Source organism: Paenibacillus sp. FSL P4-0176 (genome assembly GCF_037975265.1).
Classification (GTDB): domain Bacteria; phylum Bacillota; class Bacilli; order Paenibacillales; family Paenibacillaceae; genus Paenibacillus; species Paenibacillus amylolyticus.
Genome location: NZ_CP150242.1, coordinates 207,948 through 232,404, shown reverse-complemented (window position 1 = coordinate 232,404; position 24,457 = coordinate 207,948). Strand labels below are relative to the sequence as shown.

Annotated in this window: 21 protein-coding genes; 8 read left to right on the top strand and 13 right to left on the bottom strand. The window is 46.2% G+C overall.

Going from position 1 to position 24,457, the window contains the following annotated elements:
* Positions 1 to 89 precede the first annotated feature (89 nt).
* The 5 genes from MKY95_RS01115 to MKY95_RS01095 form a co-directional block, all read right to left on the bottom strand.
* Positions 90 to 1,133, bottom strand: coding sequence for an SPFH domain-containing protein (locus MKY95_RS01115; protein WP_036616306.1), 1,044 nt, complete (start codon positions 1,131 to 1,133; stop codon positions 90 to 92).
* A 46-nt stretch (positions 1,134 to 1,179) separates the two neighbouring features.
* Positions 1,180 to 1,980, bottom strand: a complete 801-nt coding sequence (locus MKY95_RS01110; protein WP_339196415.1) for a TPM domain-containing protein — start codon at positions 1,978 to 1,980, stop codon at positions 1,180 to 1,182.
* Entirely contained in the window at positions 1,977 to 3,008 is a 1,032-nt protein-coding gene (locus tag MKY95_RS01105) for a hypothetical protein (RefSeq protein WP_036616300.1), read from the bottom strand. Before MKY95_RS01105 ends, MKY95_RS01110 begins: the two co-directional genes overlap by 4 nt.
* Positions 3,009 to 3,044: 36 nt before the next feature.
* Positions 3,045 to 3,749, bottom strand: a complete 705-nt coding sequence (locus MKY95_RS01100; RefSeq protein ID WP_036616298.1) for a PspA/IM30 family protein — start codon at positions 3,747 to 3,749, stop codon at positions 3,045 to 3,047.
* Positions 3,750 to 3,978: 229 nt separating this feature from the next.
* Positions 3,979 to 4,197 carry a hypothetical protein gene (locus MKY95_RS01095; RefSeq protein ID WP_036616296.1) on the bottom strand — a complete coding sequence of 73 codons (219 nt, stop codon included), beginning with the start codon at positions 4,195 to 4,197 and terminating at the stop codon, positions 3,979 to 3,981.
* 227 nt (positions 4,198 to 4,424) lie between these two features.
* Between MKY95_RS01095 and MKY95_RS01090 the strand changes: the two genes are divergently transcribed.
* The 7 genes from MKY95_RS01090 to MKY95_RS01060 all read left to right on the top strand — a co-directional run bounded on the left by MKY95_RS01090 (position 4,425) and on the right by MKY95_RS01060 (position 12,449).
* The gene (locus tag MKY95_RS01090) at positions 4,425 to 6,107 is read left to right on the top strand and encodes a sigma-54-dependent transcriptional regulator (protein WP_036616294.1); all 1,683 of its coding nucleotides are present in this window, start codon (positions 4,425 to 4,427) and stop codon (positions 6,105 to 6,107) included.
* 166 nt (positions 6,108 to 6,273) lie between these two features.
* The gene (locus MKY95_RS01085; RefSeq protein ID WP_036616292.1) at positions 6,274 to 7,260 is read left to right on the top strand and encodes a 2-keto-3-deoxygluconate permease; all 987 of its coding nucleotides are present in this window, start codon (positions 6,274 to 6,276) and stop codon (positions 7,258 to 7,260) included.
* Between the two features lie 95 nt (positions 7,261 to 7,355).
* Positions 7,356 to 8,651, top strand: a complete 1,296-nt coding sequence (locus MKY95_RS01080; protein WP_036616289.1) for a four-carbon acid sugar kinase family protein — start codon at positions 7,356 to 7,358, stop codon at positions 8,649 to 8,651.
* On the top strand, positions 8,648 to 9,649 hold the full coding sequence (pdxA, locus tag MKY95_RS01075) for a 4-hydroxythreonine-4-phosphate dehydrogenase PdxA (RefSeq protein WP_036616286.1): 1,002 nt from the start codon (positions 8,648 to 8,650) through the stop codon (positions 9,647 to 9,649). Before MKY95_RS01080 ends, pdxA begins: the two co-directional genes overlap by 4 nt.
* Before the next feature lie 305 nt (positions 9,650 to 9,954).
* Positions 9,955 to 10,521, top strand: a complete 567-nt coding sequence (locus MKY95_RS01070; protein WP_076320064.1) for a TetR/AcrR family transcriptional regulator — start codon at positions 9,955 to 9,957, stop codon at positions 10,519 to 10,521.
* A 123-nt stretch (positions 10,522 to 10,644) separates the two neighbouring features.
* On the top strand, positions 10,645 to 11,766 hold the full coding sequence (locus MKY95_RS01065; protein WP_076320063.1) for an ABC transporter permease: 1,122 nt from the start codon (positions 10,645 to 10,647) through the stop codon (positions 11,764 to 11,766).
* Positions 11,766 to 12,449 carry an ABC transporter ATP-binding protein gene (locus MKY95_RS01060; RefSeq protein ID WP_076320062.1) on the top strand — a complete coding sequence of 228 codons (684 nt, stop codon included), beginning with the start codon at positions 11,766 to 11,768 and terminating at the stop codon, positions 12,447 to 12,449. Before MKY95_RS01065 ends, MKY95_RS01060 begins: the two co-directional genes overlap by 1 nt.
* 123 nt (positions 12,450 to 12,572) lie before the next feature.
* On the opposite strand, the gene MKY95_RS01055 is transcribed toward MKY95_RS01060, so the two are convergent.
* The gene (locus tag MKY95_RS01055) at positions 12,573 to 13,514 is read right to left on the bottom strand and encodes an AraC family transcriptional regulator (RefSeq protein WP_076320061.1); all 942 of its coding nucleotides are present in this window, start codon (positions 13,512 to 13,514) and stop codon (positions 12,573 to 12,575) included.
* A 199-nt stretch (positions 13,515 to 13,713) separates the two neighbouring features.
* On the opposite strand from MKY95_RS01055, the gene MKY95_RS01050 reads away from it, so the two are divergent.
* Positions 13,714 to 16,887, top strand: coding sequence for an alpha-mannosidase (locus MKY95_RS01050; protein WP_051447420.1), 3,174 nt, complete (start codon positions 13,714 to 13,716; stop codon positions 16,885 to 16,887).
* 117 nt (positions 16,888 to 17,004) lie between these two features.
* Here MKY95_RS01050 and MKY95_RS01045 read toward each other — a convergent pair whose 3' ends face one another.
* The 7 genes from MKY95_RS01045 to MKY95_RS01015 all read right to left on the bottom strand — a co-directional run bounded on the left by MKY95_RS01045 (position 17,005) and on the right by MKY95_RS01015 (position 24,274).
* A complete protein-coding gene (locus MKY95_RS01045) occupies positions 17,005 to 17,859 on the bottom strand; it encodes an aldo/keto reductase (protein WP_036616272.1) in 855 nt (284 codons plus the stop codon).
* Positions 17,860 to 18,024: 165 nt separating this feature from the next.
* Positions 18,025 to 19,269, bottom strand: a complete 1,245-nt coding sequence (locus MKY95_RS01040) for a macrolide family glycosyltransferase (RefSeq protein WP_036616269.1) — start codon at positions 19,267 to 19,269, stop codon at positions 18,025 to 18,027.
* A gap of 181 nt (positions 19,270 to 19,450) precedes the next feature.
* Complete coding sequence (locus MKY95_RS01035; RefSeq protein ID WP_036616266.1) at positions 19,451 to 19,900, bottom strand: hypothetical protein; 450 nt, start codon at positions 19,898 to 19,900, stop codon at positions 19,451 to 19,453.
* A gap of 382 nt (positions 19,901 to 20,282) precedes the next feature.
* Positions 20,283 to 21,536: a mechanosensitive ion channel domain-containing protein gene (locus MKY95_RS01030; RefSeq protein WP_036616263.1), complete on the bottom strand. Its 1,254-nt coding sequence runs from the start codon at positions 21,534 to 21,536 to the stop codon at positions 20,283 to 20,285.
* A gap of 148 nt (positions 21,537 to 21,684) precedes the next feature.
* A complete protein-coding gene (locus MKY95_RS01025) occupies positions 21,685 to 22,326 on the bottom strand; it encodes a polysaccharide deacetylase family protein (RefSeq protein ID WP_036674718.1) in 642 nt (213 codons plus the stop codon).
* A gap of 187 nt (positions 22,327 to 22,513) precedes the next feature.
* Entirely contained in the window at positions 22,514 to 23,389 is an 876-nt protein-coding gene (locus MKY95_RS01020) for a carbohydrate ABC transporter permease (RefSeq protein WP_017691224.1), read from the bottom strand.
* 15 nt (positions 23,390 to 23,404) lie between these two features.
* Positions 23,405 to 24,274 (bottom strand): sugar ABC transporter permease, encoded by an 870-nt coding sequence (locus MKY95_RS01015; RefSeq protein ID WP_036674720.1) that lies wholly within the window; start codon positions 24,272 to 24,274, stop codon positions 23,405 to 23,407.
* Positions 24,275 to 24,457 lie beyond the last annotated feature (183 nt).

The window sequence follows — 24,457 nt, the reverse complement described above, 5'->3', positions numbered from 1 at the left end:
GTTGCTATAAGTATGAATCCAAACAAAAAAGGGCTAGCTCCGCAGCAATTTCACTTACTACGAACCTAGCCCTACATGTATTTATTTAATTAGCTCAGCTTTTGCCCACAATTCGGACAGAAGTTGGCTCCTTCATTTTTGGCTCCACAGTTCGGGCAGAAGTTTGGCTTCTTGTTGCCTTCTGTAGATGAAGATGTATTTGAATCACCGTTGCTATTTCCCGCTGGTTTCTGATCGTTATTCTGATTCTGAGACGAATTGGAATTATTGTTCTGGTTTTGGCCTTGGTTCTGGTTCATGTTTTTCATCATTTCATTGGCCATGTTCATACCCATCATCATGCCCGCCATATCCGAAGCCGCGCCGCCGCCCTGTACTTTACCGGATGAGATGCCGTCTGTCATACTCACCTGCTGATACTTTTGCAGATTACCAATCATCTCATGCGAAGCGGTCTTTGTAATCATATCCTGAATCTCTTTTGGATAGTTGAAGCTCATCACTTGGAAACCGGTAATCCCAATGCCGATATCCATCATTTGCATATCCAGATCTTCCTGAATACCTTTGGCAATATCCGAGGCGTTCGCCTGCAGGTTAAACATATCCTTCCCTTCACGGCTAATCCACTTCATTAGAAGCTGATCCAGCACGGAAGTGATTCGGATTTTGACATCCTCCACCAGATAACTTTGTTTGATCCCTGCAATCTTATCAATCAGGGTGACATAGTCACTTACTTTAAAATTAAATGTACCGTTGGCCCGAATCGGCATCCCGCCCGGCAGTTGTGGTGTTGGAATCAACACCGGACTTTGTGTGCCCCACCGCACGGTGAACTCTTTTGTATTTACAAACAAGACTTCGACCCGCATGCCGCTGTTGAATCCAAATTTGAATCCTTTTAAGGTAGAAAGAAACGGAATGATCTCGGAATCGATATTAAATGATCCTTCGTCCTCGAAAATGCCTTCCACCTTACCGTTATTCAGGAAAATGGCGTCCTGACCGGAACGGATGATCAGTTTACTCCCCTTCTTAATCTCCCGGTTGCTCCACTTCCAAAATATCATGTCATCTCTGAACTCTTCCCATTCCACCACATTCGAAAATTGATTTCTGAAAAATCCCATACTAATTCCCATCCCTTCTATTTAACGTAATCCGATTACTCAGTTACTAAAACGAACCTCTACTTCCACTGTGTGAATGACCGCCTCGGGAGGTACCCCCGCCTCCTCCTCCGCCACCGTTGTTGTTGTTCTTCTCGATTTTGCGCTTGGTTACGGTTGTACGGATATAACGATCCTGACGATCAATTACACTAGAATTGCTTGAATCCTCATAAGTCGCACGATTGACCGTGACACGTCCCCCGGAACGATAGGTCATAATACCAACAACAATACCGCCAAGAACTACAGATACTCCCAACTGAAACCAACCGTTGAACAAAATATTGTTTGGATTCACACCAGGTTTATACCCCATATATTTGTAAGAGAGCTCAATATATTTCTCAAATGCGAGTTTATAATCCCCACTGGACAATTCAGAGGTAACTCGGGTACGAATAGCATCAAGCCGCTGATCGCTCAGATATTCTTTTGCCTTATAAAACCCAGCCAAATATACTTCACGATTATTCATGTCCATCGTCAATATGACAGCATTACCATGTTCTTTATCGTATCCTAGCCTCTGCTCATCATAAAAATCTTCAGTTAAGAGTATAACATCCTGATTCTCAACATTATTTGTTGTCAAAATAACAAAGTCCGTCTGCCGTTCCGCGCCATACTGATTCGCAAGTGCATTCAATTCACTTTTCTCCTGCTCACTCAGCAGGTTGGCCTCATCGTAGATGAGATTTTTGCCCTCCGCTGCGGATGTCGATGACATGGGAATCAACGGAGCGACAAGGGTGATCATAAGTAAAATGAGCGTAGCCATCACGGCCAGAGGGATTCTTTTTCTCATAAGAATCCACCTCCCATCATCCAGGAAACCAGCTTCAGTGACAACAACGAGACCGCAGAGACTCCTGCGAACCATCCTGCCACTTTGGCTTTGCTGATCGGTGGTTTGCCGACCACTTTACCTGTCTGACCATTCATGGCAAAGGTATACTGTGCCCGATTGTAGTCATAGTTGACCATCCACACTGGGAGCAGCACATAGTCCGCATTTTTGAGCGTAGTATCAATCTGTTTGTCCGTGTAGCTCACGCTGGTATATCCGGATACAGTTGAGGCAATATAAGAATCAATGTACGATCTCGTTTTATCCTTGGCCCGTGGGAAAAGTTCCTCGTCCGTATAACTGTATTTTTCCGCAATGTACCCCGCCAGATACGGGGTCTTGAACAATTTCAGCTGATTATATGGAAAAGGCTCAAGCTTATCCATCAGTTCATCTTTCATTTTCTCCGATGCATCGATGGGCAGGTTCACGTAATTCAGCCGAATCCGGCGGTATATATCGAAATGCTGTGTTTCCGTGTAATGGTAGTCGCCCTGGGTGTAGGATCTGACCTTGGTGCCACGACCATGCACTTCGATTTTGTTATGTAACTCGTACAACCAGAACGGAACGTACATGCCGGTAATGCTCTGAATCCGATCGGCGGACATGAAGCCACTTGGCGTTAAAAGGCCGTTTTTGCACCACTTTTTGAAAGCCTGCTTGGCTTGATCCTTGTTGATCGAAAAGGGAATCACCATCGCAGGGGCCAGATTGCCCGTCAGCCGATCACTGAGTACAACCGCTGCACCGCAGAAACTGCAGGTCGTCGCACTGGTCTCCGGTTCTGTCACAATGTCAGCTCCGCAGCTGTTACAGTGGTATTCCTTGACCTCATTTTCGGTGAATACTTGTCTCTTCAAGGGATCGGGGATCTGCTCTATGTTGTCCTGGCGGCCGCAGCTGGGACAGGATAATGCACCTGACACACTGTCAAAGATCATACCACTGCCGCAGTTTGGACATTTATATTCAATAACCGGCATCTGCTCACCTCAATGTTAACGAAATGGTGTAACGTATTACTTATTCTTCAGCTTTTCCTGAATCGCTGCGAGTTCTTCCTCTGCACTTGGCGACGCACTCTCATTATTACCCGCATCTGCGTTCATGTCCCTCTCCAACTGGGCAATTAATTCGTCCAAATCATCTTCCTGTGCCCCAGCACGAAGTTCTGCCAAAGCCTCTGCTTCGTTCAGCGCCTGGTTCGCCTTGTCTTCCATGGCCTTCAATGTAGCATCAGCTCTGCCCGCAGATGCATTCCGTTCGTTGACCTGTTGCTGCCCCTTTGCATCTGCCATGCGACCTTTCAGTTCTGCATGCCGCGCCTCCAATTTCCCCAGATCTGCAACGAGTTTATCATTCATATGTTTCATCATCTTGGCTTTGGCTGAAGCACGTTCATAGGCAGCCTGTAATTCGTTCAATTTGTCAGCCAACTTCACTTTCTTCTCCAGAAAACCACGTGCCTTGTCTTCGTCTCCCGACTCCGCCGATTTTTCCGCATACCGCTGTAACTTGTTGACCTCGGCGCTGCACTCATCCAATGCTCGCTTCGCCCGGCTCTCATCCGACAGCACCGCTGCCGTTTCAGCCTTCACCTGACCCAGATCACTGCTCAGGCTGCGCATATATTCATTCACACTTTTCTCCGGGTCTTCCGCCCGAGACAACATGTGGTTCACATTGGCCTTCATCACGTCTCTAAACCTCGATAAGATTCCCATTACTTGTTCCTCCTCCGAAAAGTTCATATGTATACTATAATACATGAATACGCCCACATACGTTTCACATTTCACGATGGCAAGTGGAGTTACTACGATCCAAACTCGGGTAATGATGGAGTAATAAAAGAAAAGACGAACACCTATAGTGTCGCCTTATGACCTTGTATAAACACACAAAAACGTAAGTACTAAACCCTTTGCCCGCAATCCACAATTCCCTGCTAATCTATGGCTCAACTGGAAGGCTCTCCACCGCTGTGAAAAACACATCCAACAGCTCAACGTTATACGTTTTATGGACGTATTTTGTGATTAACGCCACATTCTCTTCCCTTTGATACTCCAGACATGGGCGGCCTTCACTCCACAGCACCCTGCACGGGAACTTTCCGACAACATCCTTAATGATGTGATCCGGCTCAGCAACTTTATGAATCTCTCCCATTTAGAATCTCCTCATTTCTCTATACTTAGCGTGTGCAATTATGCATTAATTTTGAAATACATAACGATTCGATTCAGTGCATTTCATCACATTCCACTCGGAGAGTTATGAAGGCATAAACACAGGTATTTTGCAGACACAACAGGGCTGGTTCCCCCATAGGTGCCATTCCTTCGCAAGTTGGCTATAATAAGGGGATCAAAGTTTTCTATAAAGGCAGGAAAATTATGCGTACACGAGTTCACTTTATTGCTCCCTACGAATCGATGATTCCTATTATACAAGAGTGCATTCCTCGCTTTCCCCAGTTAACCATTCAGACGGACGTGGGCGACTTGGCAAACGGTGTGGAATTAGCAACTCAAGCTGAGAAAAACGGTGCAGAGATTATCATCAGCCGCGGCGGAACCGCCCAACTCATTAAAAAAGCAGTGACCATTCCCGTCATTGATGTGCAGTTATCGGGCTATGATATGATTCGTTCACTTACACTAGCAAGCCAGTTTAACGGCCAAACAGCTATTGTTGGCTTCTCCAACATCACCTCTGGTGCACAATCGATTATTGATCTGATGGATCTGCCCCTCAAGGTCTATACCATACATAGCTCGGAAGATGTGGCACGATTACTCTTGGAGTTGAAAGCTTCCGGGTACCGACAGATTGTCGGAGATGTGATCACCGTCAACACCGCGAAGACTTATGGTCTGGAGGGATTGTTGATCCAATCCGGCCAGGAATCCATCCTTAGAGCGATGGAGGATGCGCAGTTGGTCTATCGTTATTTGAGCAAAAATCATGCGATATCGATCATCCTGAATGACCTGGTTACACGGGAACATCCCAATTTAGTTATTTTAAATGAACGGAATGAGGTTGTATTTGAGAACCTGACCGATTTTGAGCAAAATCCGCTGACCGATAATCACATATATCTGACCAATACCAGTCTGGAATTCCATCAATCCCAGATCCAAAATGTGTTTATGGTGGACGATTATCAACTTACGGTTAACGCCTATGAAACGACCTTGGACAACAAGAACTACAAGGTATATATGCTGGAAAAAGGACAACCCTATGCCTTTGCACAATTCGGCATCACAACGTTTACGGACGCATCGATGGAGCCTATCGTTGCCGAATCCCCTGCCATGCAGGCGGTATTACAGAACATTCGGGCACTCTACGAGAATCATGAACCGATCTATCTGCGGGGTGAAGCGGATTCCGGTAAATCTTTTCTGGTCAAACATATTCATCAGATGTACTCCGGTGGCGGACTCTTATTACAGATGGATCTCTCACAAGTTCCGCCCGGTCATTTGCACAAGATACCACTCGCCAAGGTTAGAAATGTAGAGATTAACCACATGGAAACACGTATGGAAGATCCGGAGTTGCTCGCCTTTATCCAGAGTTGCCTTCAAAACCAAATAGGTGTGTTTATACTCGGGGAACAGATATTGAACCCGCAGTGGTCACTTGATCTGGAGCTTAATACAATCATGATGCCAAATCTTGCGGATAGACCGGAGGATCTGGCTCCACTGATGCAGCATTTCCTGACGGATTACTACCACAAATACGGAACTACTGCGGTGAGAATCAAAGAAGATGCTCTACAGCTGATCCAAGATCAGATCACACATATGAATGTCAACCAGCTGAAACATCTGATCAAGCAGGCTGCACTCAACGAACAAGATTATGTAATCACCACGGCTACCTTGTCCCGCTTGCTGGATCAGCAACCTTCTTCAAGCCCAATGAAGTTGAACGGTACGCTGAAGGAGATTGAGAAAGAAGTTATTCAGTTCGTGCTTCAGGAGGAAAATAACAATCAATCAAAGGCCGCAGAGCGTCTGGGGATTAACCGGGCCACATTATGGCGTAAACTTAAAGATTAACTTTAAGTTTGCGTCTTTTTTATCGCTTTTATGTGTTGCATTTTTAAACAGTTAACAGCGTATTTAAAATTTACAATAATTTATTGTTGCTATATTAAACGATATGGGATAATATAATCCCTGCAAGCGCTTCATAAAAACGATTACTTCATAAGGAGCTACTACTATGAACATTAAAGCAACTTTAGATCGCATCCCTGGCGGTATGATGGTCGTTCCCCTGTTACTTGGTGCAACCATTAATACATTCTTCCCGAATGCCCTGCGCATTGGCGGATTCACGGAAGCACTTTTTGTTAACAGTGCCAGTACGTTGATTGCCCTATTCCTGTTCATTGCGGGTACACAGATTACGTTTAAAACAGCAGGTTCCTCTGTCGGCAAAGGTTTGACCTTGCTTACGTTCAAATGGGTGATTGGTGCAGCCCTTGGTTTTATCGCTATTTTGTTCGCGGATTCAAACGGGTTATTTCTCGGTCTGGCCCCGCTTGCCATTATTGCTGCGATGACTAACTCTAATGGCGGTTTGTACATTGCTCTCGCCGGCCAATACGGGAAAGAAGATGACAAAGCAGCCTACCCTTTCCTCGCTCTCAGTGATGGTCCTTTCCTGACCATGGTAGCGCTCTCCATCTTTGGTGCGATGGGTTTTGCAAACGGTATGTTTTCCCCTATGGCCTTTGTTGCGGTATTGCTTCCACTCATCGTTGGTGTCATTATTGGTAATCTGGACCGCAATCTGGCGGAATGGCTGCATAAAGGCAGTGACAAACTTGTTCCGTTCTTTGCATTTGCTCTGGGTATGAACATTAGCTTCTCCTCCATCATTCAAGGTGGTCTTAGCGGAATTTTACTGGGTGTGTTAACCGTGTTATTAACGGGGGGAATCGGTTTCCTGCTCTTTAAAGCCATCGGCTGGAACCCTATCGTTGGTGCTTCCGAAGGTTCAACTGCCGGGAATGCCGTAGGTACACCTGCTGCCATCGTGGCTGCTAATGCTTCATTTGGCCCAATTGCCGAGATTGCTACGGTGCAAATTGCAGCGAGCGTTGTAACAACAGCCATCCTGTTGCCGATCTTCATCGGGTTCCTCTCCAAACGATTAGAGAAATCAGGTGGAGTCGAGAAATACAATCAACGACCAACCACATAAATGGGTATCACCTGATTTAATTTGCTTAATCTGTGCTTAATGGATGATCTGAACGGACTTTTTATTAAATTGTGCTTACAAGGAGGGATGACTGCATGAAATTAGCCATTATTGCAGATGATTTGACCGGTGCCAATGACAGCGGGGTGCAGCTTGCCCGTCACGGCTTGAAGACCAGTGTTCTTTTTAATATGGATGAAGGCCCTCTTACACGTTACGATGCCGTCGTCTTTGATACAGATAGTCGTTCCATATCCTCGCAGGAAGCGTATGACCGTGTATATCGGGCTGCTGAATTGCTGAAGAACAACGGATTTGAGACGATTTTCAAAAAAATGGACTCCACCATGCGCGGTAATATCGGTATCGAGATTGATGCTGTATATGATGTCGTAAAGCCGGACTTTATGATGATTGCCCCAGGTTATCCAAAAAATAACCGGACGATATTGGAAGGAATTCATTACCTGAACGGCGTTCCGCTGGCAGATACTGAAATTGCCCATGATCCGAAGACACCTGTAACGATTTCCTACCTTCCGGACTTGTTGAAACAACAGACCAAGTACGAAGTTGGCGAGATCACCGTCGCCGATCTGGAAGCCGGGCAGAATCATATTCGCACCAAGCTAGAGCAGTTGAAAACAAAGAATATCCCGTATGTAATGGTGGACTCCACCGAAGAAAGACATCTGGAACTGATTCTGCAGATGACTCGCGAGTTGGAGTATACCTTTACTTGGGCAGGTTCGGCGGGCATTGCCAATTACCTCCCCGCACATTACGAGTTGGAATCCAGGGCTTCGTCACTTGATATCCCGGAGAATCCCGGTCCAATCCTAACGGTGGTTGGCAGCGTGAACAAAAACTCCCGAGAGCAGCTGCATCGCTTGATGCGCAAGTCCCGCGTAGCTTCAGTCTCCTTCCATTCTTTCAAAGCGGTATCCGCAACCGCAGACCGCGCGGAAGAGATGGAACGTGTATATAACGAGGTTCGAGACAAAGCGCTGGAAGGACAAGATGTTGTCCTCTACTCCACCGCTGAACAGGTGGATATCGAACTGGCACGAGCAACGGGCGAAATTCGTGGTCTCAATCACACGGAAGTCAGCAACGAGATTGTACTTGCGATGGGTGAGATCTGTGCCAAACTGCTGGAAGAGGGATTGTTCAAAGGGGTATCCATGACCGGTGGCGATACAGCAAAACAAATCTGTCTGAAATGGAATATTAGCGGCTTCGAGTTGCTGGATGAGCTTGAAATCGGCGTGCCGATCTCCAAGTTTATAGGGATTGATGATCTGCATGTGATTACCAAAGCAGGCGGATTCGGTAAACCGGATGTCTTTATCCATGCGATTCAAAAATTAAAAGGGGGTATTCTCGTATGAAACCTACAATTGGAATTACGATGGGCGACGCAGCAGGTATTGGACCGGAGATTATTATGAAAGCACTGGGTCATCAAGAAATGTACGATCAGTGCAATCCACTCGTTATCGGTGATGCAAAGATTCTGGAGCGTGTGTTGCCAGTCATCGGTTCAAGTCTGAACGTTAATGCGATTCAAGAGCCTTCTGAAGCCAAGTATGAATTCGGTACTGTGGATGTGATTGATCTGAACCTCGTTCCTGCGGATCTGGAATACGGTAAAGTATCTGCCGTGGCTGGAGATGCAGCATTCCAGTTTCTCGCCAAAGCCATTGATCTTGCCAAAAAACAGCAGATTCACTCCATCTGCACCGCACCTTTGAATAAAGAAGCTCTCCATCAAGGGGGGCACCTGTATCCGGGGCACACCGAGATTCTGGCTGACCTGACCGATACACAGGACTTCTCGATGATGCTGACCACGCCTAATCTGCGCGTTATTCACCTGACAACACACATGGGTCTGATCGATGCCATTGCAAGTATTAACCCGGAAAGAACCTACACCGTCGTGAAGCTTGCTCATGATACGTTGAAAAAAGCAGGCTTTGAGAATCCGCGCGTTGCCGTATGCGGAATCAATCCTCATGCTGGAGAGAACGGCTTGTTCGGTAATGGAGAAGAAGAAGAGAAGCTTCAGCCCGGTATCGAACGTGCACAGAAGGAAGGCATTAACGTCGTTGGTCCACTCCCGGCGGACACACTCTTCTTCCGCGCTGGTCGCGGTGACTTCGATATCGTCGTAGCCTGCTATCACGACCAAGGCCATGCACCGATCAAGGTAATGGGCATTGAAGAAGGCGTGAACATCACCGTTGGTCTGAAAGGCGGTATCATCCGTACGTCTGTTGACCACGGTACAGCCTTCGATATCGCCGGTAAAAATATCGCCGATGATAAAAGCATGCTGGCTGCCATTCGCTCTGCTATCGAGCTGGCGCCGAAGGATCGAGGATAACATCAAGATTCATTCGGTACATGCGTGAGTCTGATCGTAAGATCAATTGTATTCGTATCGGTATATATTCGTTATTCGATAAATAGAAAGAAAAAGGCAAACCCTCTGTAAGTTCAAGGGTTTGCCTTTTGTATATCGTCCGCCCATTTATCCAGAACAATAGTCTTGGTTGGTATTATGGCCATCAAACATATGCTAAACTGATCATAATAAGCAAGTAAAGTGAAGAACTTCTACAGACCTGCAGTACACATCGATTACGTGAAGTTCACACCGATTTTAAATGATAAAAAGGAAGAGATTTAATGGGACGAAAACAATCTTTTACTGAAACAGAGCTACTGGACACAACTAAAAAATTAGTACTTGAGCATGGCTATGACGGTTTTCATCTCAAGCTGCTCTCACAGCATCTGTCCGGAGCCCGGAGCACGATATATCAATATTACGCGAATAAAGAAGAGATCGTCGCTGCTTGTATGAAGCGATCAATTGCAACCGTATTAGAGAATTCATTAGCCATTGATGAGACTGATCCAATGGATGCTCTTGAGCAACTGCTTCTGATCTACGCAGAAGAATCTACGCTCCATCAACTTCTGGGAGATGCCAGTAAAATTAATACAACTAATTCTGCTGCGGCAGCGAGAGATCTTGAATTTATTGAGGAAGCACATAGGACCCTAAAAATTCAATTATCACGCTTGTTTGAACGCGCTCAGCAGAATCAAGCCCTGCGACAAGATATTCCTCTACCTGTACTTATTGGTGTTTTTTTTAACTTAATTAATACGCCTAATATGCTAAATATCCCTACGCCTGATTGGGGAAAGCTGCTGTTCCAAATGTGGATCGGAGGAGCCAAGAGCTAACTTTATTCTTGGCTTTAATTTGACACAAGTGTCATTTATATCGTTTAATAATGAAGACCGCGTGGCCGCGCATCTAAATTGACACTTGTGTCAAAAAAAGATAGAGAAGGAGTTGAACAGATCATGTTTTTAGCGATGAAGGAGTTAATGCATAGTAAAATGAAGTTTTTGATGATTATCATTATCTTCGTACTAATGGCTTGGTTGGTATTTATTTTATCCGGTCTGGGAAATGGATTGTCTACGCTAGCTGCATCAACATTCAAGACCATGAAGGCTGATTATGTCATCTTTGAAGAAGGAGCTCAGTCTTCCATGAGCAAGTCACTGCTGTCAGATCAACTGGTGGCGAAGGCGGAACAACTTCCTAATGTGGATGCTGCTGCACCCATGGGAAGTACGATGGCAACGGCACTGAAAGAGAATAGCACCAAGAATGAAGATAAGGTGGATATAGCGATTATAGGAATTGACCCAGGAAGCTTTTTGGAACCAGCTATTGTAGAAGGTGAAAGCCTGTCTTCCGAGAACCCTACGGGTGTCGTGGTGAATTCAACCATGAAAGATGAGGGCTATCAACTTGGGGACACGTTTCAACTGGATGGAACGACGGAATCATTGACTATTATCGGATTTGTGGAGAATCAGACGTATAACCACGTTGCATCCGTATTTACCCCAATGGCTGAATGGCGGAAGATTGCCTTCGCGGCTCCAGGTTCAGATAAAGGAATTGCCGGACCGGTTAATGCGATCATGTTACAAGGCGAGAATATTGATCCAGAAGCTATAAATAAAGAGTTATCCAGCACGGATACAGTTACCCGGTCGGAAGCTGTGCAAGGCATGCCAGGGTACAAAGAGGAGAACGGAACTATTCTGATGATGCTTGCATTTCTACTAGCGATCTCTGCATTTGTACTCGGGGTATTCTTCTATGTCATTACGATGCAAAAAACCAACCAGTTTGGCATTATGAAAGCGATAGGCGCTAGTAACCGTTTCTTGGGAAAAGCCATTATCTCGCAAGTGTTTGTACTTTCGCTGACTAGTATTGTTGTTGGAATCTTGCTGACTTATGGGACAGCAGCAATTATGCCAAAAGGAATGCCATTTAAGCTGGAAACCAGTCTTGTCTTCAATTATTCTGTTATCTTGCTGGTTATTGCTATGTTAAGTTCGCTGGTATCTGTTCGCAAAATTACTAAGATTGATCCGCTTAAGGCGCTCGGGAGGGTTGAATAATGAGTAAGGGACTGCACATGCGGGAAGTGACTATGTATTATGCCGAAGGAAACAATCGGATCACCGCGCTTGATCATGTATCCATATCCGTGGAACCGGGGGAGTTTGTTGCTGTAGTTGGACCTTCTGGTTCTGGTAAAAGTACATTCTTATCTATTGCTGGGGCCATGCTGAAAGCCTCCGAAGGAGATATTCAACTAAACGGAAATCATATTTCGAAGCTTACGGAGAAAGAGTTATCTAATATAAGGCTGCAAGAAGTTGGATTTATTATGCAATCTTCAAATCTAGTTCCCTATCTAAATGTTCTGGATCAACTGCTAGTTGTAAAAAGGATGGCGGGGACGATTAAAAAAGAGGATAAGGCATTTGCCACCAAGCTGCTGGAAGAACTGGGGCTGGGTTTGAAGTTAAAAAGTTTTCCCGAAGAGTTATCCGGTGGTGAGAAACAACGGACAGCCATTGCTCGTTCTTTAATGAATAATCCCAACATCATCTTAGCCGATGAACCAACCGCCAGTTTGGATACCAAACGAGCCCATGAAGTGGTTAGTCTAATCGCGCAAGAAGTGAAATCACGCCAAAAGGCGGCCATTATGGTTACCCATGATGAGCGTATGCTTGAATATTGTGACAAAGTATATCGGATGTATGATGGCGGTTTGTCCCTAGCTGAATCGTAAATATATGGACCAAACAATATACCATTTCTCTTCTCTATTCCTTCTTTTATAAAAAGCTTCTATTCAGAAAAGAGTAACATGTTAAGTAGATTATAGGTCTGTCCATCACTCTCCTCGTCCCTCTCACTCTAGGCTCCCAAGTGGTTCGGGTCTCTCACCCACAAGCATAACTTCACGCTCGCTCTGCGAATGTCTGCTTCGGCGATATGCACTTGGTGACATTCCGTTCTGTTTGTTGAAGATGCGATTGAACTGGGAAAAGCTTGTGAACCCACACTGTGCAGCAATATCTGTGATTTTCTCACTCGAATTCAGCAGCATTTGCTGGGCATTCCGAATACGGGTCATCTGCACATACTCCGTGAAGGTGAAGCCGGTAACCTTATTGAATTGGCGAGACAAGTGATGGGCACTTACATAAAAACGCTTGGATACCTCGTCCAAAGATAAATCCTGCTGATAATGGCTGTGAATATAAGAGGCAATGGCATACATGCGCCTGGACATCGTTGATCCAGTCTCTTCACGCACATACCCGTTCTCTGGTGAGTAACGATGAAGAGCACAGAGAAACTCCACGAACTTGCTATGAATCATAACCGATTGAAGGACAGAAGACTGCTGCGATATAGCAAAAATATCATTGATCGGCGCGAGGACTTCCTTGCGTCTTTCTTCTGTAAATCGGAATATCGGGACCGGTTTATTAAAAATCGAAAACAGCTCTGTGTAACCGCTCTCAAGACCAGGTGTATTACGTGGCATGGCAAAGGTGATCATCAATCGTTTCGGCGGGGCACCCTTCGGATATTGCGTTTTATGCAGCAATGAAGGCCGCAGCAGAACGATATCCAGAGGCTGGATCTCATATAAACTGCCTTCAATGATGTGCGCAGCTGTTCGATCCAGAAGAATACAGATTTCATAGAAATCATGGAAATGCTGAAATTCCATATTCAGTTCATGGGAGCGCTCGTCATAATCCAGATGATAAAAAAGTGAATCTCCAGGCTGGTTCACATGGATCGCATATCCTTGCTCGTATGCCAAAACCGATGGTGTCATGGACATGCCCCCTATCCTGATTCTAATGATTTTATTTTAGCATGAAATGCAATAAAAAGACGTTATTTTCAGCATACAATACGTAGTTTCGCCCATTTCTCTTTTGTTATGATAGAGTTGATATGTTAGCGCTTGCAGTATTTTCGCCCCAACAACGACTACAGCCTGTACTTACTACAAACCAAGGTGGGAAACCAACATGAAAATGAATTCCTTATATACTCGAATCCATACCATTGTGAAACACTTGGAACGTGCACGACTAACCTCAAAGACATATATCCCTGAGCTTTATCATAAAGAAAGTGGATACCACTCCTGGGAACTGGTGCATGAGGACCCTTCCTCCTGGAACGTATTCCGTAAGGGTGATGGCTGGGGTGGCAAAGATGTACACAGTTGCTTCAAAACCCGCATTCGAATCCCGGACCATCTGGAAGGAAAAAAGGTCGTATGTACCATCGTTACTGGTGCTGATGACATCTGGAATTACGATAATCCGCAATTCTTAGCATTCCTCAATGGGGAACTGATCTGCGGTCTAGACGTGAACCATACGGAAATTGACCTGACACCCGCTGCGGCAAAAGGTGATGAATTCGAACTGGCATTATATGCGTATTGCAGTACGTCTGCTGCGGATGTTTTTCTAAATGTATATATCGCCGAGCATCATCAGCAAGTCTCCGATTTGTATTACGATCTCAAGGCTGCGCTGGATGCTGCGGATCTGTTGCGTGAGGATGATCTGGAGCGCCTGAAGTTGGTCGAACATCTGAATAAAGCCGTGAATTTGCTGGATTTGCGTCAGGAAAACAGTGCAGAATTCCATGCGTCGGTACTGGAAGCGCGCCGATATCTGCAAGATCATGTCTATGGTGATATCCGCCCTGCCGGTGATCACATCCCTACCGTGCACTGTATCGGACACACGCATATCGATGTGGCATGGCTGTGGACGCTGGATCAGACTCGGGAGAAGGTCATTCGTAGCTTCGCGAGTGTATTGTATCTGATGGACAAGTTCCCGGAGTATACCTTTATGTCCTCTCAGCCCCAGCTGTATGCATACCTGAAAGCAGACTACCCGTCCCTATATGAAAAAATCAAAGAAAAGGTGGCCGAAGGCCGCTGGGAAGCGGAAGGTTCAATGTGGCTGGAAGCCGATTGTAACCTGATCTCGGGTGAATCCATGATTCGTCAGATTATATACGGGAAACGTTTCTTCAAGGAAGAATTCGGTGTGGAGAACCGTGTGCTCTGGTTGCCGGATGTATTTGGTTATAGTGCAGCGATGCCGCAGATTATGCGCAAGAGCGGCATTGATTATTTTATGACAACCAAAATTGCCTGGAATGATACAAACCAAATTCCAAACGATACGATGTACTGGAAAGGAATCGACGGATCAGAGGTCCTGACCCACTTTATCACAGCAACAGACTATGACAAACACCCTGATTTCAGGCAGCGTCGCTTCGAAACGACCTATAATGGACGATTTAATGCTTCGCAAGTGAAAGGTACATGGCAGCGATACCAGAACAAAAACATCAATGCAGATGTGCTTCAATGTTTCGGATTTGGAGATGGCGGCGGCGGACCAACCGAAGAGATGCTGGAGCATGGCAGACGACTCGATGTCGGATTGCCGGGTGTACCCGCGGTGAAACGCACCTTTGTACGCGAGTTTTTCGAGAAGCTGGAGCAAAATCTGGCTGATGTTCCTTCCGTTCCTCGCTGGTCGGGTGAGCTGTATCTGGAGTATCACCGGGGTACCTACACTTCCATGGCGCGCAACAAACGGTATAACCGTCATAGCGAATTTGCGCTGGCCGATGCCGAACTATATGCCATGATTCATCGTCAGGCGAATGCACATGCGGCCTATCCAACCGATGCACTGGAGCATGCGTGGAAGCTCACGATGCTGAACCAGTTCCATGATATTCTCCCGGGCAGCTCCATTGAGCAGGTATATGTGGATTCCAAGGAGCAGTATGAAGAAGTTCTGCGTGTCACGGATGAGCTGAAAGACAGTGCGCTGAACGGCATTGCAAGCCAAATTACATCTGATGGCGAAGCCATTGTAGTATTCAACACGACCGGATTTGTACGGACGGATGTGGTTGAACTGCCTGCTTTTGCGAGAAAAGTAACCGTCTATGATGGAGATCGCCCTGTACCAAGCCAGCGGACTCCCGAAGGCGGACTTGTGTTCCTTGCAGAGAACGTGCCTGCATCCGGGTATAAATCCTTCCGAATCACACCAGATCTGACAGACGAGCTTGTTGCGGGCGTATCGGTTGCACAGTGGGAAGCAGATCGGCGCCACATCCATACACCTTGGTACAATATTCACCTGAATGAAAGTGCCGAGTTCACATCCGTATGGGACAAGCTGGAGGGCCGTGAGCTGCTTCAGTCTGGCAAGCGTGGTAACGTGCTGCAAGTGTTCGAGGATCGACCTGCGGAATACGAGGCATGGAACATTGACGATTATTATGAACAGCATATGTGGGAGATTAATGACCTGCAGTCGCTGGAGTGGGTTGAAAGTGGGCCGGTACGTTCCGTGCTTCAAGTGAAGCGACAGTTCCTGGACTCGGTCATTGAGCAGACAATCATCTTCTACGCGCATACGCGCCGGATTGATTTCCGTACGTTTGTGGACTGGAAGCAGGAGCATTTGCTGCTGAAAGCCGCTTTCCCGCTGGATATCTGGAGTGAAAAGGCCGTCTACGAAATCCAGTATGGCAACGTTGAGCGTGCTACCCACCGTAATACGAGCTGGGATCAAGCCCGGTTTGAAGTATGCGGGCAGAAGTGGGCCGATCTGGCGGAGAACGGGTACGGTGCTGCTCTGCTGAACGACTGCAAATACGGATATGATATTCATAACTCGGTGATGCGACTGTCGCTGATCAAGAGCGCAACGTACCCGAATGAAAATGCCGACAAAGAGCAGCACGTATTCACCTACGCGCTCTATCCGCATCAGGGCGACTTCCGTGAAGGACGTGTCATCCAAGCTGCTTATGATCTCAACCGTCCGCTGGTTGCCCGTGAAGTAAGTCCGCAAACCGGTACGTTGCCGGGAACATGGTCAATTGCATCGGTCGATCAGGATAATGTCGTGCTGGAGGTTATCAAAAAAGCCGAGAACAACGATGATATGATCATCCGAGTCTACGAAGCACATGGCCGCCGCAGCCGTGCTTCCCTGCAATTGCCTGAGGGAGCAGGTGCTACGGCGTACGCGTGTGATTTGCTCGAGAATAACGAAGCGGAATGCGCCGTGGAAAATGGTCGAATTTCTTTTGATATCAAACCGTATGAGATTCTGACCTTCCGTATCCCTGCTGAACAGTAAACAGAAATTACGCAACATGAAAAACTGCAACATTGCTTAATATGCTTCAACAATAAAGCAATAAAGGGCTGCCTCCTGTCATATCTGACATGAGAGCAGCCCTTCATTTGTCGTTCTTTAAAATTCTTCGTACTCGCTTGGGTCCTGATCCCACAAACGTCCATCCGGACGATTAAATGCAGAGATGACCTGCATCTCTTCTGTGCTCAACTCAAAATCGAATATATCGATATTTTCCTGTTGATGCTGCAAGGAGCCGGCTTTCGGAATGGGAATGGAACCCAGTTGAACATGCCAGCGCAGAATGATCTGGGTTGGCGTTTTGCCATGCGTTTCCGCAATCCGAAGAATGTTCTCATCCTTCAGAATATCCTGTACGGCATCATTGCCACGTCCAATCGGACTCCAGGATTCGTTCACGATGCCATGCTTTTTATCCTGTTCCCGCTGATCGGCTTGGTCAAAGAACGGATGCAGCTCAATCTGATTCAGACTCGGCGCTATCCCCGTTTCCTTAATCAGCCGATCATTGTGCTCAGGCAGGAAGTTGCTGACTCCAATGGATCGTATATATCCACGTTTTTTGGCTTCGATCAGTGCTTGCCATGCCTCGACATACATGTCCTTTTTCGGATTGGGCCAGTGAATCAGATACAGGTCGTAATAATCCAGATCCGCTCTGTACAGGGATTCCTGGATCGCCACAAGTGCTTTATCATGAGCGTGATAACGCCCCGGCAGCTTCGAGGAAATGAGCAGTTCTTCTCTGGCGATGGAGCTTTGTTTGATTGCTCTGCCCACCGTTGCCTCATTCTCATAGTTATACGCCGTATCAATTAATCGATAACCCGTATCCATTGCGGACGCGATCGATTCAACGCCTTCTTCACCTTTTAAACTATAGGTACCAAATCCAATTGCAGGCACTTTCAAGCCATCGTTCAATGTATATTCCGGAATTTGATGATTCATCTGAAGACTCTCCTTTGCAAAAGGTATACGAACAATATGGTAAAAATAATGCCCCTCTCCGTTTATCTACCCCTCCATACGCGCTTGAATCAATTGAAAGTCACCACTCCGTTTTAGTCGGGTGACGGCTTCCTCTTCTAGCTCTCATGAAGAACGCTCTCCTTTTCATTCAAACGAAGAGATGGGCGTCGCCGATAACGGCTGATTGCCTATAAAGTTCTTAATAGCCATAGCAGCCTGCTTATACCCGCCAGCATCGCGTAACGTTTTCCCAATAACCTCAGCATGCTCCTTGTAGGAGGCATTACCGAGCACTTCTAATACTGCGTTTCTAAGCACATCGGGTGTAAGGTTATTTTTGTCCACGATGACCCCTGCTCCCAACTCCTGTACCCGGCCTGCTACACGCGGCTGATCCGATGTTAACGGAAGCATGATTAATGGTACATTGTAATACAAAGCTTCGCTGGTACTGTTCATGCCTGCATGGGTCAGAAAAGCATCTACACACTGCAACACTTCCAGTTGAGGGACATAGGGTCTTATGATGAAATTGTCAGGAATGAGATCAGCAATGGGCTCTATATCGGTATCCTTCCCAGAAGATAATATAAACTGCACAGGCAAATTACGAAAGGCCGTAAAGCAAAGCTTATAAAAATCAAGATCTTTATTTAAAATGGTTCCCATCGAAATATAAACGACCTGCTTATAAAGAGCATGCAGAGATTCATTTGCAAAAGCTGGCGCATCCTTGCGTGGGATAATGGATGGGCCGGTGAACACAAAGCTGTCGTCCAGCTTGTCCCCCATGGGTTGAAAATAACGACTTGTATAGATAATCTTCAGTTGTCCTGAATGCCCTGAAAGTTCCGCCAGGGAAGGTACAGCCACATCGAACTGGGAAGCTATTTGCTGGGACATTTCCACGATGCTATTATATAGCTCCTTGACCTCCTCCGTATCATCATTCAGTTGATTGTCTGATCCAAGAGGCTCCACAAAAACAAAGGTGCTGGTTGAGCATACCGTTGGTATACCTAACTTCTCACCTAGAATTTGTCCTCCCCAGCCTATTATGGAGTCAAAAATGATATAATCGTAGGTTTCATGTTCGATCAGATTCAGAACATCTGGTATAAAGCGTTGAATCACTTTATTCAATATCATATATAAAAATTGGTAAGGATGCTTGAGTTCGAATGGCTTCATTCCAGGGTTATTGAGCAGAGTTGCCTCGTTGAAAGAGTATGCTTTAAATTGTGCGCCTATCGCTTCAATCTTCGTCCGGTATTTTTCGGTACAACAGTAGACCACTTCATCACCGTTCTCAACCAGTTCCTTGATTAATCCAAGCGACGGATTGATATGGCCTTCTGCAGGAATCATCACAACTAATGCACGTGCCACGACACTCACCTCCATTAAATTTTCCAATGAACTCAAGTGGGGAAATGATAACCCATTCTTCCAGACCATTGGCTTGAATAAATAAAACTCTACTACCTCATTGAGGCGGTAGAGTTCCTATTCATGAGACGGAAGCATTAAAGTCTACGATACCTAACGTTATTTTACTCTCACGAGCTGGTCACGGCACCCAGACATCCCTTTTATAAAAGGTTACGCTGTAAGCATCGGTATCGCTGTATCTTCCATCTTTGCTTACCACTTTAAAATATACATTATTGTAGTCGACAAGAACCGTATCCGCTCCTGACGTATTCGTAGAAGAAGCAACCAAATTTCCAGCGCTGTCATAGGCGTACAAATCGTAATCATAACCGGAAGGAGAACCCAGCACGACAGATTTGCCATGCCCTCTGAATGTAAAGTAGTCTACATCTGTCGGGGAAGATAGATAAGACCAAGCACTTCCACCCCAGTAAGCCGGACCGTAGGGAGTGGCCACCGTTTGCGTTGGGATTTTATACGCGCTGCTCAAAGTGTCATTCGACTCGTAATTATCCGCCAAGGCCGTACCCACAATCGATCCTGATAAAAGCGTCATCATAATAGCAGAATACAATGTTTTCTTCATTTCATTCTCCCTCCATTTCTTTTGAAAAGTTAGCACGCCAAAGAGACTCCATGCTTTTCCCTCGTTCATAGACACGCCTGATCAGAAAAAGCTCCAAATCACCCCTTTCAAAATATGGAATTAATTAGATTATAATGTAAAGAAATACATATTGTCTACTTGTTTTTACAGTAATTCTGTTTTGCTAACTGTATTTGATCCCGATTCCAGAACTGTGCCGTCAGTCTCATAAATAAAGCACTTGGATCTGTTCCTGTAATTTTAAAATTAGCCAACTTACCAACACTCGACGTGTTCTCACCCATGGCCAATTTGGAGGGGCATCCAAACGTAAAAACGACCACCAATATGGTGGCCGTCACATCTATTTTGATAAATCTTCTTAATACTCTCGTGCATATTGCTTATCCTCTTTCAGTTGCACAATGTCATGTCCGGTTGGATTCTGGAAGGCCCGTAGTCCAAATGTTGACGCCACCGCGAAGATATGGTCAAAGATATCCGCCTGAACGTTCTCATATACACCCCAGTTAATATCATTGCTGAATGCATAGATTTCCAGAGGCAGCCCGCGATCTTCCGGTGCTAATTGTCGCACAATCATCGTCATATCTTTATTGATTTTTGGATGATTCCTCAAATATTGATGGATATATTCCCGGAATACACCGACATTTGTCAGTTGTCTGCCGTTCACGTTGCTTTCGGTATTCACCTCGTGCTCCATATTGTATGCTTGAATTTCCTTTAATTTTTCCGTGACATAATCAGTCAGGTAGTGGATTTTCTCAAATTCAGCCACCATCTCTTCCGTACAAAAACGGATACTGCTGATATCAATATAGATACTCCGCTTAATCCTTCTGCCGCCGGACACCTGCATGCCTCTCCAGTTACGGAACGAATCCGAAATGAGGGCGTAGCTTGGAATCATCGTAATCGTTTTATCAAAATTCATAACCTTTACCGTATTCAAAGTAATGTCGATGACGTCACCGTCCGCATTATACTTTGGCATCTCGATCCAGTCACCAACACGCACCATATCGTTTGACGATAGCTGTACACCGGCCACGAGGCCCAGGATTGAGTCTTTGAATACGAGCATTAATACCGCCGATAACGCCCCAAGTCCACTAAGGATAATGAGCGGGTTCTGTCCAATCAGGCTGGAGATGACGATGATGCCCCCGATAATGAACAGGACAATCTTGGCTACCTGAATGTAACTCTTGATTGGGCGAATCTTCGACACCTCATAGGTACGATAGATATCATCGAAGACATTCAGCAGAGCATTCAGAACCGTAATCATGATAACAATCATATAGGTCATTGCTGATTTTTCAATTATGGCCTGATAGGGCGAGAAAATATAAGCAGAATAATAGATTATAATGGCTGGCACAAGATGCGACAGCTTCTGAAATAAATTTTTCTGAACCACAATATGGCCCCACTTGAAACGGTTGTTACTTACGATACGATGGACCGTCTTCAGTACCACTCGCTTGGCAATCACATTCGCCAATATCGAGATCACTGCTATAAAAATAATCATAATGATGTTTGAAAGATAACCAATGGAGGGTCCACTCATGCCGAGTTCTTCTAGTTGATTTCTGATAAAGTCCATTGTTTCCTCCTGACATAATCTAGTTTAGCCTATTATTATAAAGTAGTTTGAGAGGGCAAGCAAAGTTTGTGCTCCCGCTCCGTTCTTCCTATGCATTATATATATTAAAAAAGGACCCTGTCATTCAAAGAATGATGGGTCCACTTGATTATGTCGTCTTTGCATTATGATCACGAGAAATGTCCAGCAACTCACTCACCGTCACCAGACGGTACCCTTCCGCGACCAGTTCATCCACCAGCACACGAACCGCCTCCACCGTCTGGGAACGATCCCCGTACCCGTCATGGAATATGAGCACGCTGCCGGGTTTCACCGCAGACCGGGTATGCTCCAGAATGTGCTCAACGCCGGGATTGTCCCAATCTCTCGCATCACCGTTCACCGCACCAATCGTACGATATCCACGCTCCGCCGCCAGAGACAATATATCATCGTTTACGCCAAAATACGGCGGTCGGAAGCAGCGGGCAGGTTGCCCCGTAACTTTTTGAACAAGATTTTCTGCACGTTGCAGCTCCTCCCCGGCTTCCTCCAGCGTCAACTTGGTCAGATCTGGATGCGTGTACGTATGGTTGGCGATCTCATGCCCTTCACGGTGCACCTCCGCGGCAATCTCCGGGTGGTTCTCTATCTCTTGGCCAATCATGAAAAACGTCCCCCGCCCACCTGCACGGCGGAATATCTCAAGAACTTGAGGTGTATACACCGGATGTGGCCCATCATCAAACGTGAATGCCACAACCTTTTCCCGAACAGACTCCTGCTCTACCATCACGATATTGACCATATTATAATGACCCCTCTCTGCAACTGCCTGGCTACATACACCCTTATTATTCCATGACCACAGGCTCCGGTCTAGTCCAGAGATCACACCTTGCGAAATCCTGAATCAGCCGATATCCACCAGAAAGAGAGCACAGCGAGCGAGCAGCAAGCCCTTCTACCGCCACGCCCTCCAGTCCAGCCTCCAGCTAACCTTTAATTGCACCTGCGATCATACTCTTCTGCACCTGTTTGTTCAGCAGCAGATAGATGACCACCGTTGGCACCGTCGTAATCATCAGTCCCGCACCAATGATACCCCATTGCGTAATGTACGTTCCCACCATCGACATCATGCCCACCGTCAATGTCTGGTAAGCCGTGTTATTGATAAACGTAACTGCAAACATCAGCTCATTCCAGCAGGACAGAAATGTGAAGATAGCTACCGTTGATATAGCCGGGGTTACCAGAGGCAGGATAATGGAGAAAAACGTCCGGTATATGCCGCAGCCGTCGATAACCGCCGACTCCTCCATCTCTCTTGGGATACCTTTGAAAAAACTGCCCAGAATGAATACCGCCATCGGAATGCCAAATGCCACATAGGGAATGATCAGAGACCAGTAACTGTTGAGCAGGCTCAGATTCTTCAAAATAATAAACAATGGCAGCAGCGCTGCATGAATCGGCACCATCATGCCCAGCAAAATAATCGTCATCGTCAACCCACTGAGCTTCCAGTTCATTCTCGTGATTGCGTAACCCGTCATGGAGGACAGGATCAGTACCAAGACAATGGAGGCCGCAGTAACCAGCACACTATTCATAAAATAGGTCAGCACATGGCCGTCGGACATTGCTTTGGTGTAGTTGCTCCACAGAAACGCTTTGGGCAACCCGGCTACATCACCGCTGAAAATCTCACTGTTATCCTTCAGGGAAAACAGCGCCAGCCAGATGAGGGGATAGATCTGCACAATCGCAACGAGGATCAGAAACGCTTGCAGGAACACTTTCCCGATCGGTCCGGAGATGGACCTCGGCTTGGGCTTTTTTTGCAACATGACTTCTACGGTACTCATGCCTTATGCCTCCCTCTACTCCGTTTTGAACAATGAATTAATGAGGATCGTACACACCAGACACTCCACAATAATAAAGACCGAGATCGCACTGCCATATCCGTACCGGAACGTATCAAAAATGGTAGCGTACATCAGCGTGCTTGGCACTTCAGTGGTGTAAAATGGCCCGCCACCTGTCAGCACATAGATCAGGTCAAACACCTTGAATGCACCGATGACCGAAAAAACAAGGCTTACCTTCAGAATTGGCTTCATCAACGGGATCATAATGGACCACGCCGTCCGAATACGGGAAGCACCATCCATTCGAGCCGCTTCGAGCACATCCTGAGACACGGACTTCGCACCTGCATACATCAGCAGCATGTGATACCCCACGTACTGCCACAAGGTTGGAATAAAAGATGCCGCCAGCGCGGTGTCCTTCTGCCCCAGCCAGTCCTGCGCCAGGCTGGATAAGCCGATACTTTGCAGCAGCACATTCAGCAGGCCGTAATCGGCATTATAGATTTTTGACCACAACTGGGCAATAACCACCGTTGAGATCAACACCGGGATGAAATATACGGTGCGGTAGAAGCCTTCCCACTTGACGTTGGACGCCAGAATCAGTGCGAGCACCAGCGAGATCGGCAGTTGAATGAACACCGAAGCACCCGCGAATAACAGGGAGTTCTTGATCGAATTCAGCACCCGGGTATCCTTAAACATCTCTACATAGTTGTCCAGGCCGATAAATGTACCCCTGCCTACGCCGTTCCAGTCCAGCAGACTGTAATAACTGGAGACAAAGATGGGAATAAGCACAATTCCGCAGAACAGAAGCAGGGTGGGCAGTACAAAGACGGCTATCGTGCCTTTATTGGAAAATACAGAGTTCATTGTTGTTCTCCTCTCAAAGGCGTGACCGGGATATGCCGGACCACGCCTTGTTTGGGTTCATCTTCATTGTTAGAAGCGGTAGCACATTGCAAGCTCACAAGGTCTATGCGCAAGATATTCACAGGTAATTTGCAAAGACTTGTAGTGTAAGGACCTAGGGCCTGTAAGCATTTAAGCTTGTAA

Bases quoted from the DNA above. Each gene is read 5' to 3' on its own strand.
- MKY95_RS01115 (WP_036616306.1), bottom strand. From the start codon at position 1,133: ATGGGATTTTTCAGAAATCAATTTTCGAATGTGGTGGAATGGGAAGAG.
- MKY95_RS01110 (WP_339196415.1), bottom strand. From the start codon at position 1,980: ATGAGAAAAAGAATCCCTCTGGCCGTGATGGCTACGCTCATTTTACTT.
- MKY95_RS01105 (WP_036616300.1), bottom strand. From the start codon at position 3,008: ATGCCGGTTATTGAATATAAATGTCCAAACTGCGGCAGTGGTATGATC.
- MKY95_RS01100 (WP_036616298.1), bottom strand. From the start codon at position 3,749: ATGGGAATCTTATCGAGGTTTAGAGACGTGATGAAGGCCAATGTGAAC.
- MKY95_RS01095 (WP_036616296.1), bottom strand. From the start codon at position 4,197: ATGGGAGAGATTCATAAAGTTGCTGAGCCGGATCACATCATTAAGGAT.
- MKY95_RS01090 (WP_036616294.1), top strand. From the start codon at position 4,425: ATGCGTACACGAGTTCACTTTATTGCTCCCTACGAATCGATGATTCCT.
- MKY95_RS01085 (WP_036616292.1), top strand. From the start codon at position 6,274: ATGAACATTAAAGCAACTTTAGATCGCATCCCTGGCGGTATGATGGTC.
- MKY95_RS01080 (WP_036616289.1), top strand. From the start codon at position 7,356: ATGAAATTAGCCATTATTGCAGATGATTTGACCGGTGCCAATGACAGC.
- pdxA (WP_036616286.1), top strand. From the start codon at position 8,648: ATGAAACCTACAATTGGAATTACGATGGGCGACGCAGCAGGTATTGGA.
- MKY95_RS01070 (WP_076320064.1), top strand. From the start codon at position 9,955: ATGGGACGAAAACAATCTTTTACTGAAACAGAGCTACTGGACACAACT.
- MKY95_RS01065 (WP_076320063.1), top strand. From the start codon at position 10,645: ATGTTTTTAGCGATGAAGGAGTTAATGCATAGTAAAATGAAGTTTTTG.
- MKY95_RS01060 (WP_076320062.1), top strand. From the start codon at position 11,766: ATGAGTAAGGGACTGCACATGCGGGAAGTGACTATGTATTATGCCGAA.
- MKY95_RS01055 (WP_076320061.1), bottom strand. From the start codon at position 13,514: ATGACACCATCGGTTTTGGCATACGAGCAAGGATATGCGATCCATGTG.
- MKY95_RS01050 (WP_051447420.1), top strand. From the start codon at position 13,714: ATGAAAATGAATTCCTTATATACTCGAATCCATACCATTGTGAAACAC.
- MKY95_RS01045 (WP_036616272.1), bottom strand. From the start codon at position 17,859: ATGAATCATCAAATTCCGGAATATACATTGAACGATGGCTTGAAAGTG.
- MKY95_RS01035 (WP_036616266.1), bottom strand. From the start codon at position 19,900: ATGAAGAAAACATTGTATTCTGCTATTATGATGACGCTTTTATCAGGA.
- MKY95_RS01030 (WP_036616263.1), bottom strand. From the start codon at position 21,536: ATGGACTTTATCAGAAATCAACTAGAAGAACTCGGCATGAGTGGACCC.
- MKY95_RS01025 (WP_036674718.1), bottom strand. From the start codon at position 22,326: ATGGTCAATATCGTGATGGTAGAGCAGGAGTCTGTTCGGGAAAAGGTT.
- MKY95_RS01020 (WP_017691224.1), bottom strand. From the start codon at position 23,389: ATGAGTACCGTAGAAGTCATGTTGCAAAAAAAGCCCAAGCCGAGGTCC.
- MKY95_RS01015 (WP_036674720.1), bottom strand. From the start codon at position 24,274: ATGAACTCTGTATTTTCCAATAAAGGCACGATAGCCGTCTTTGTACTG.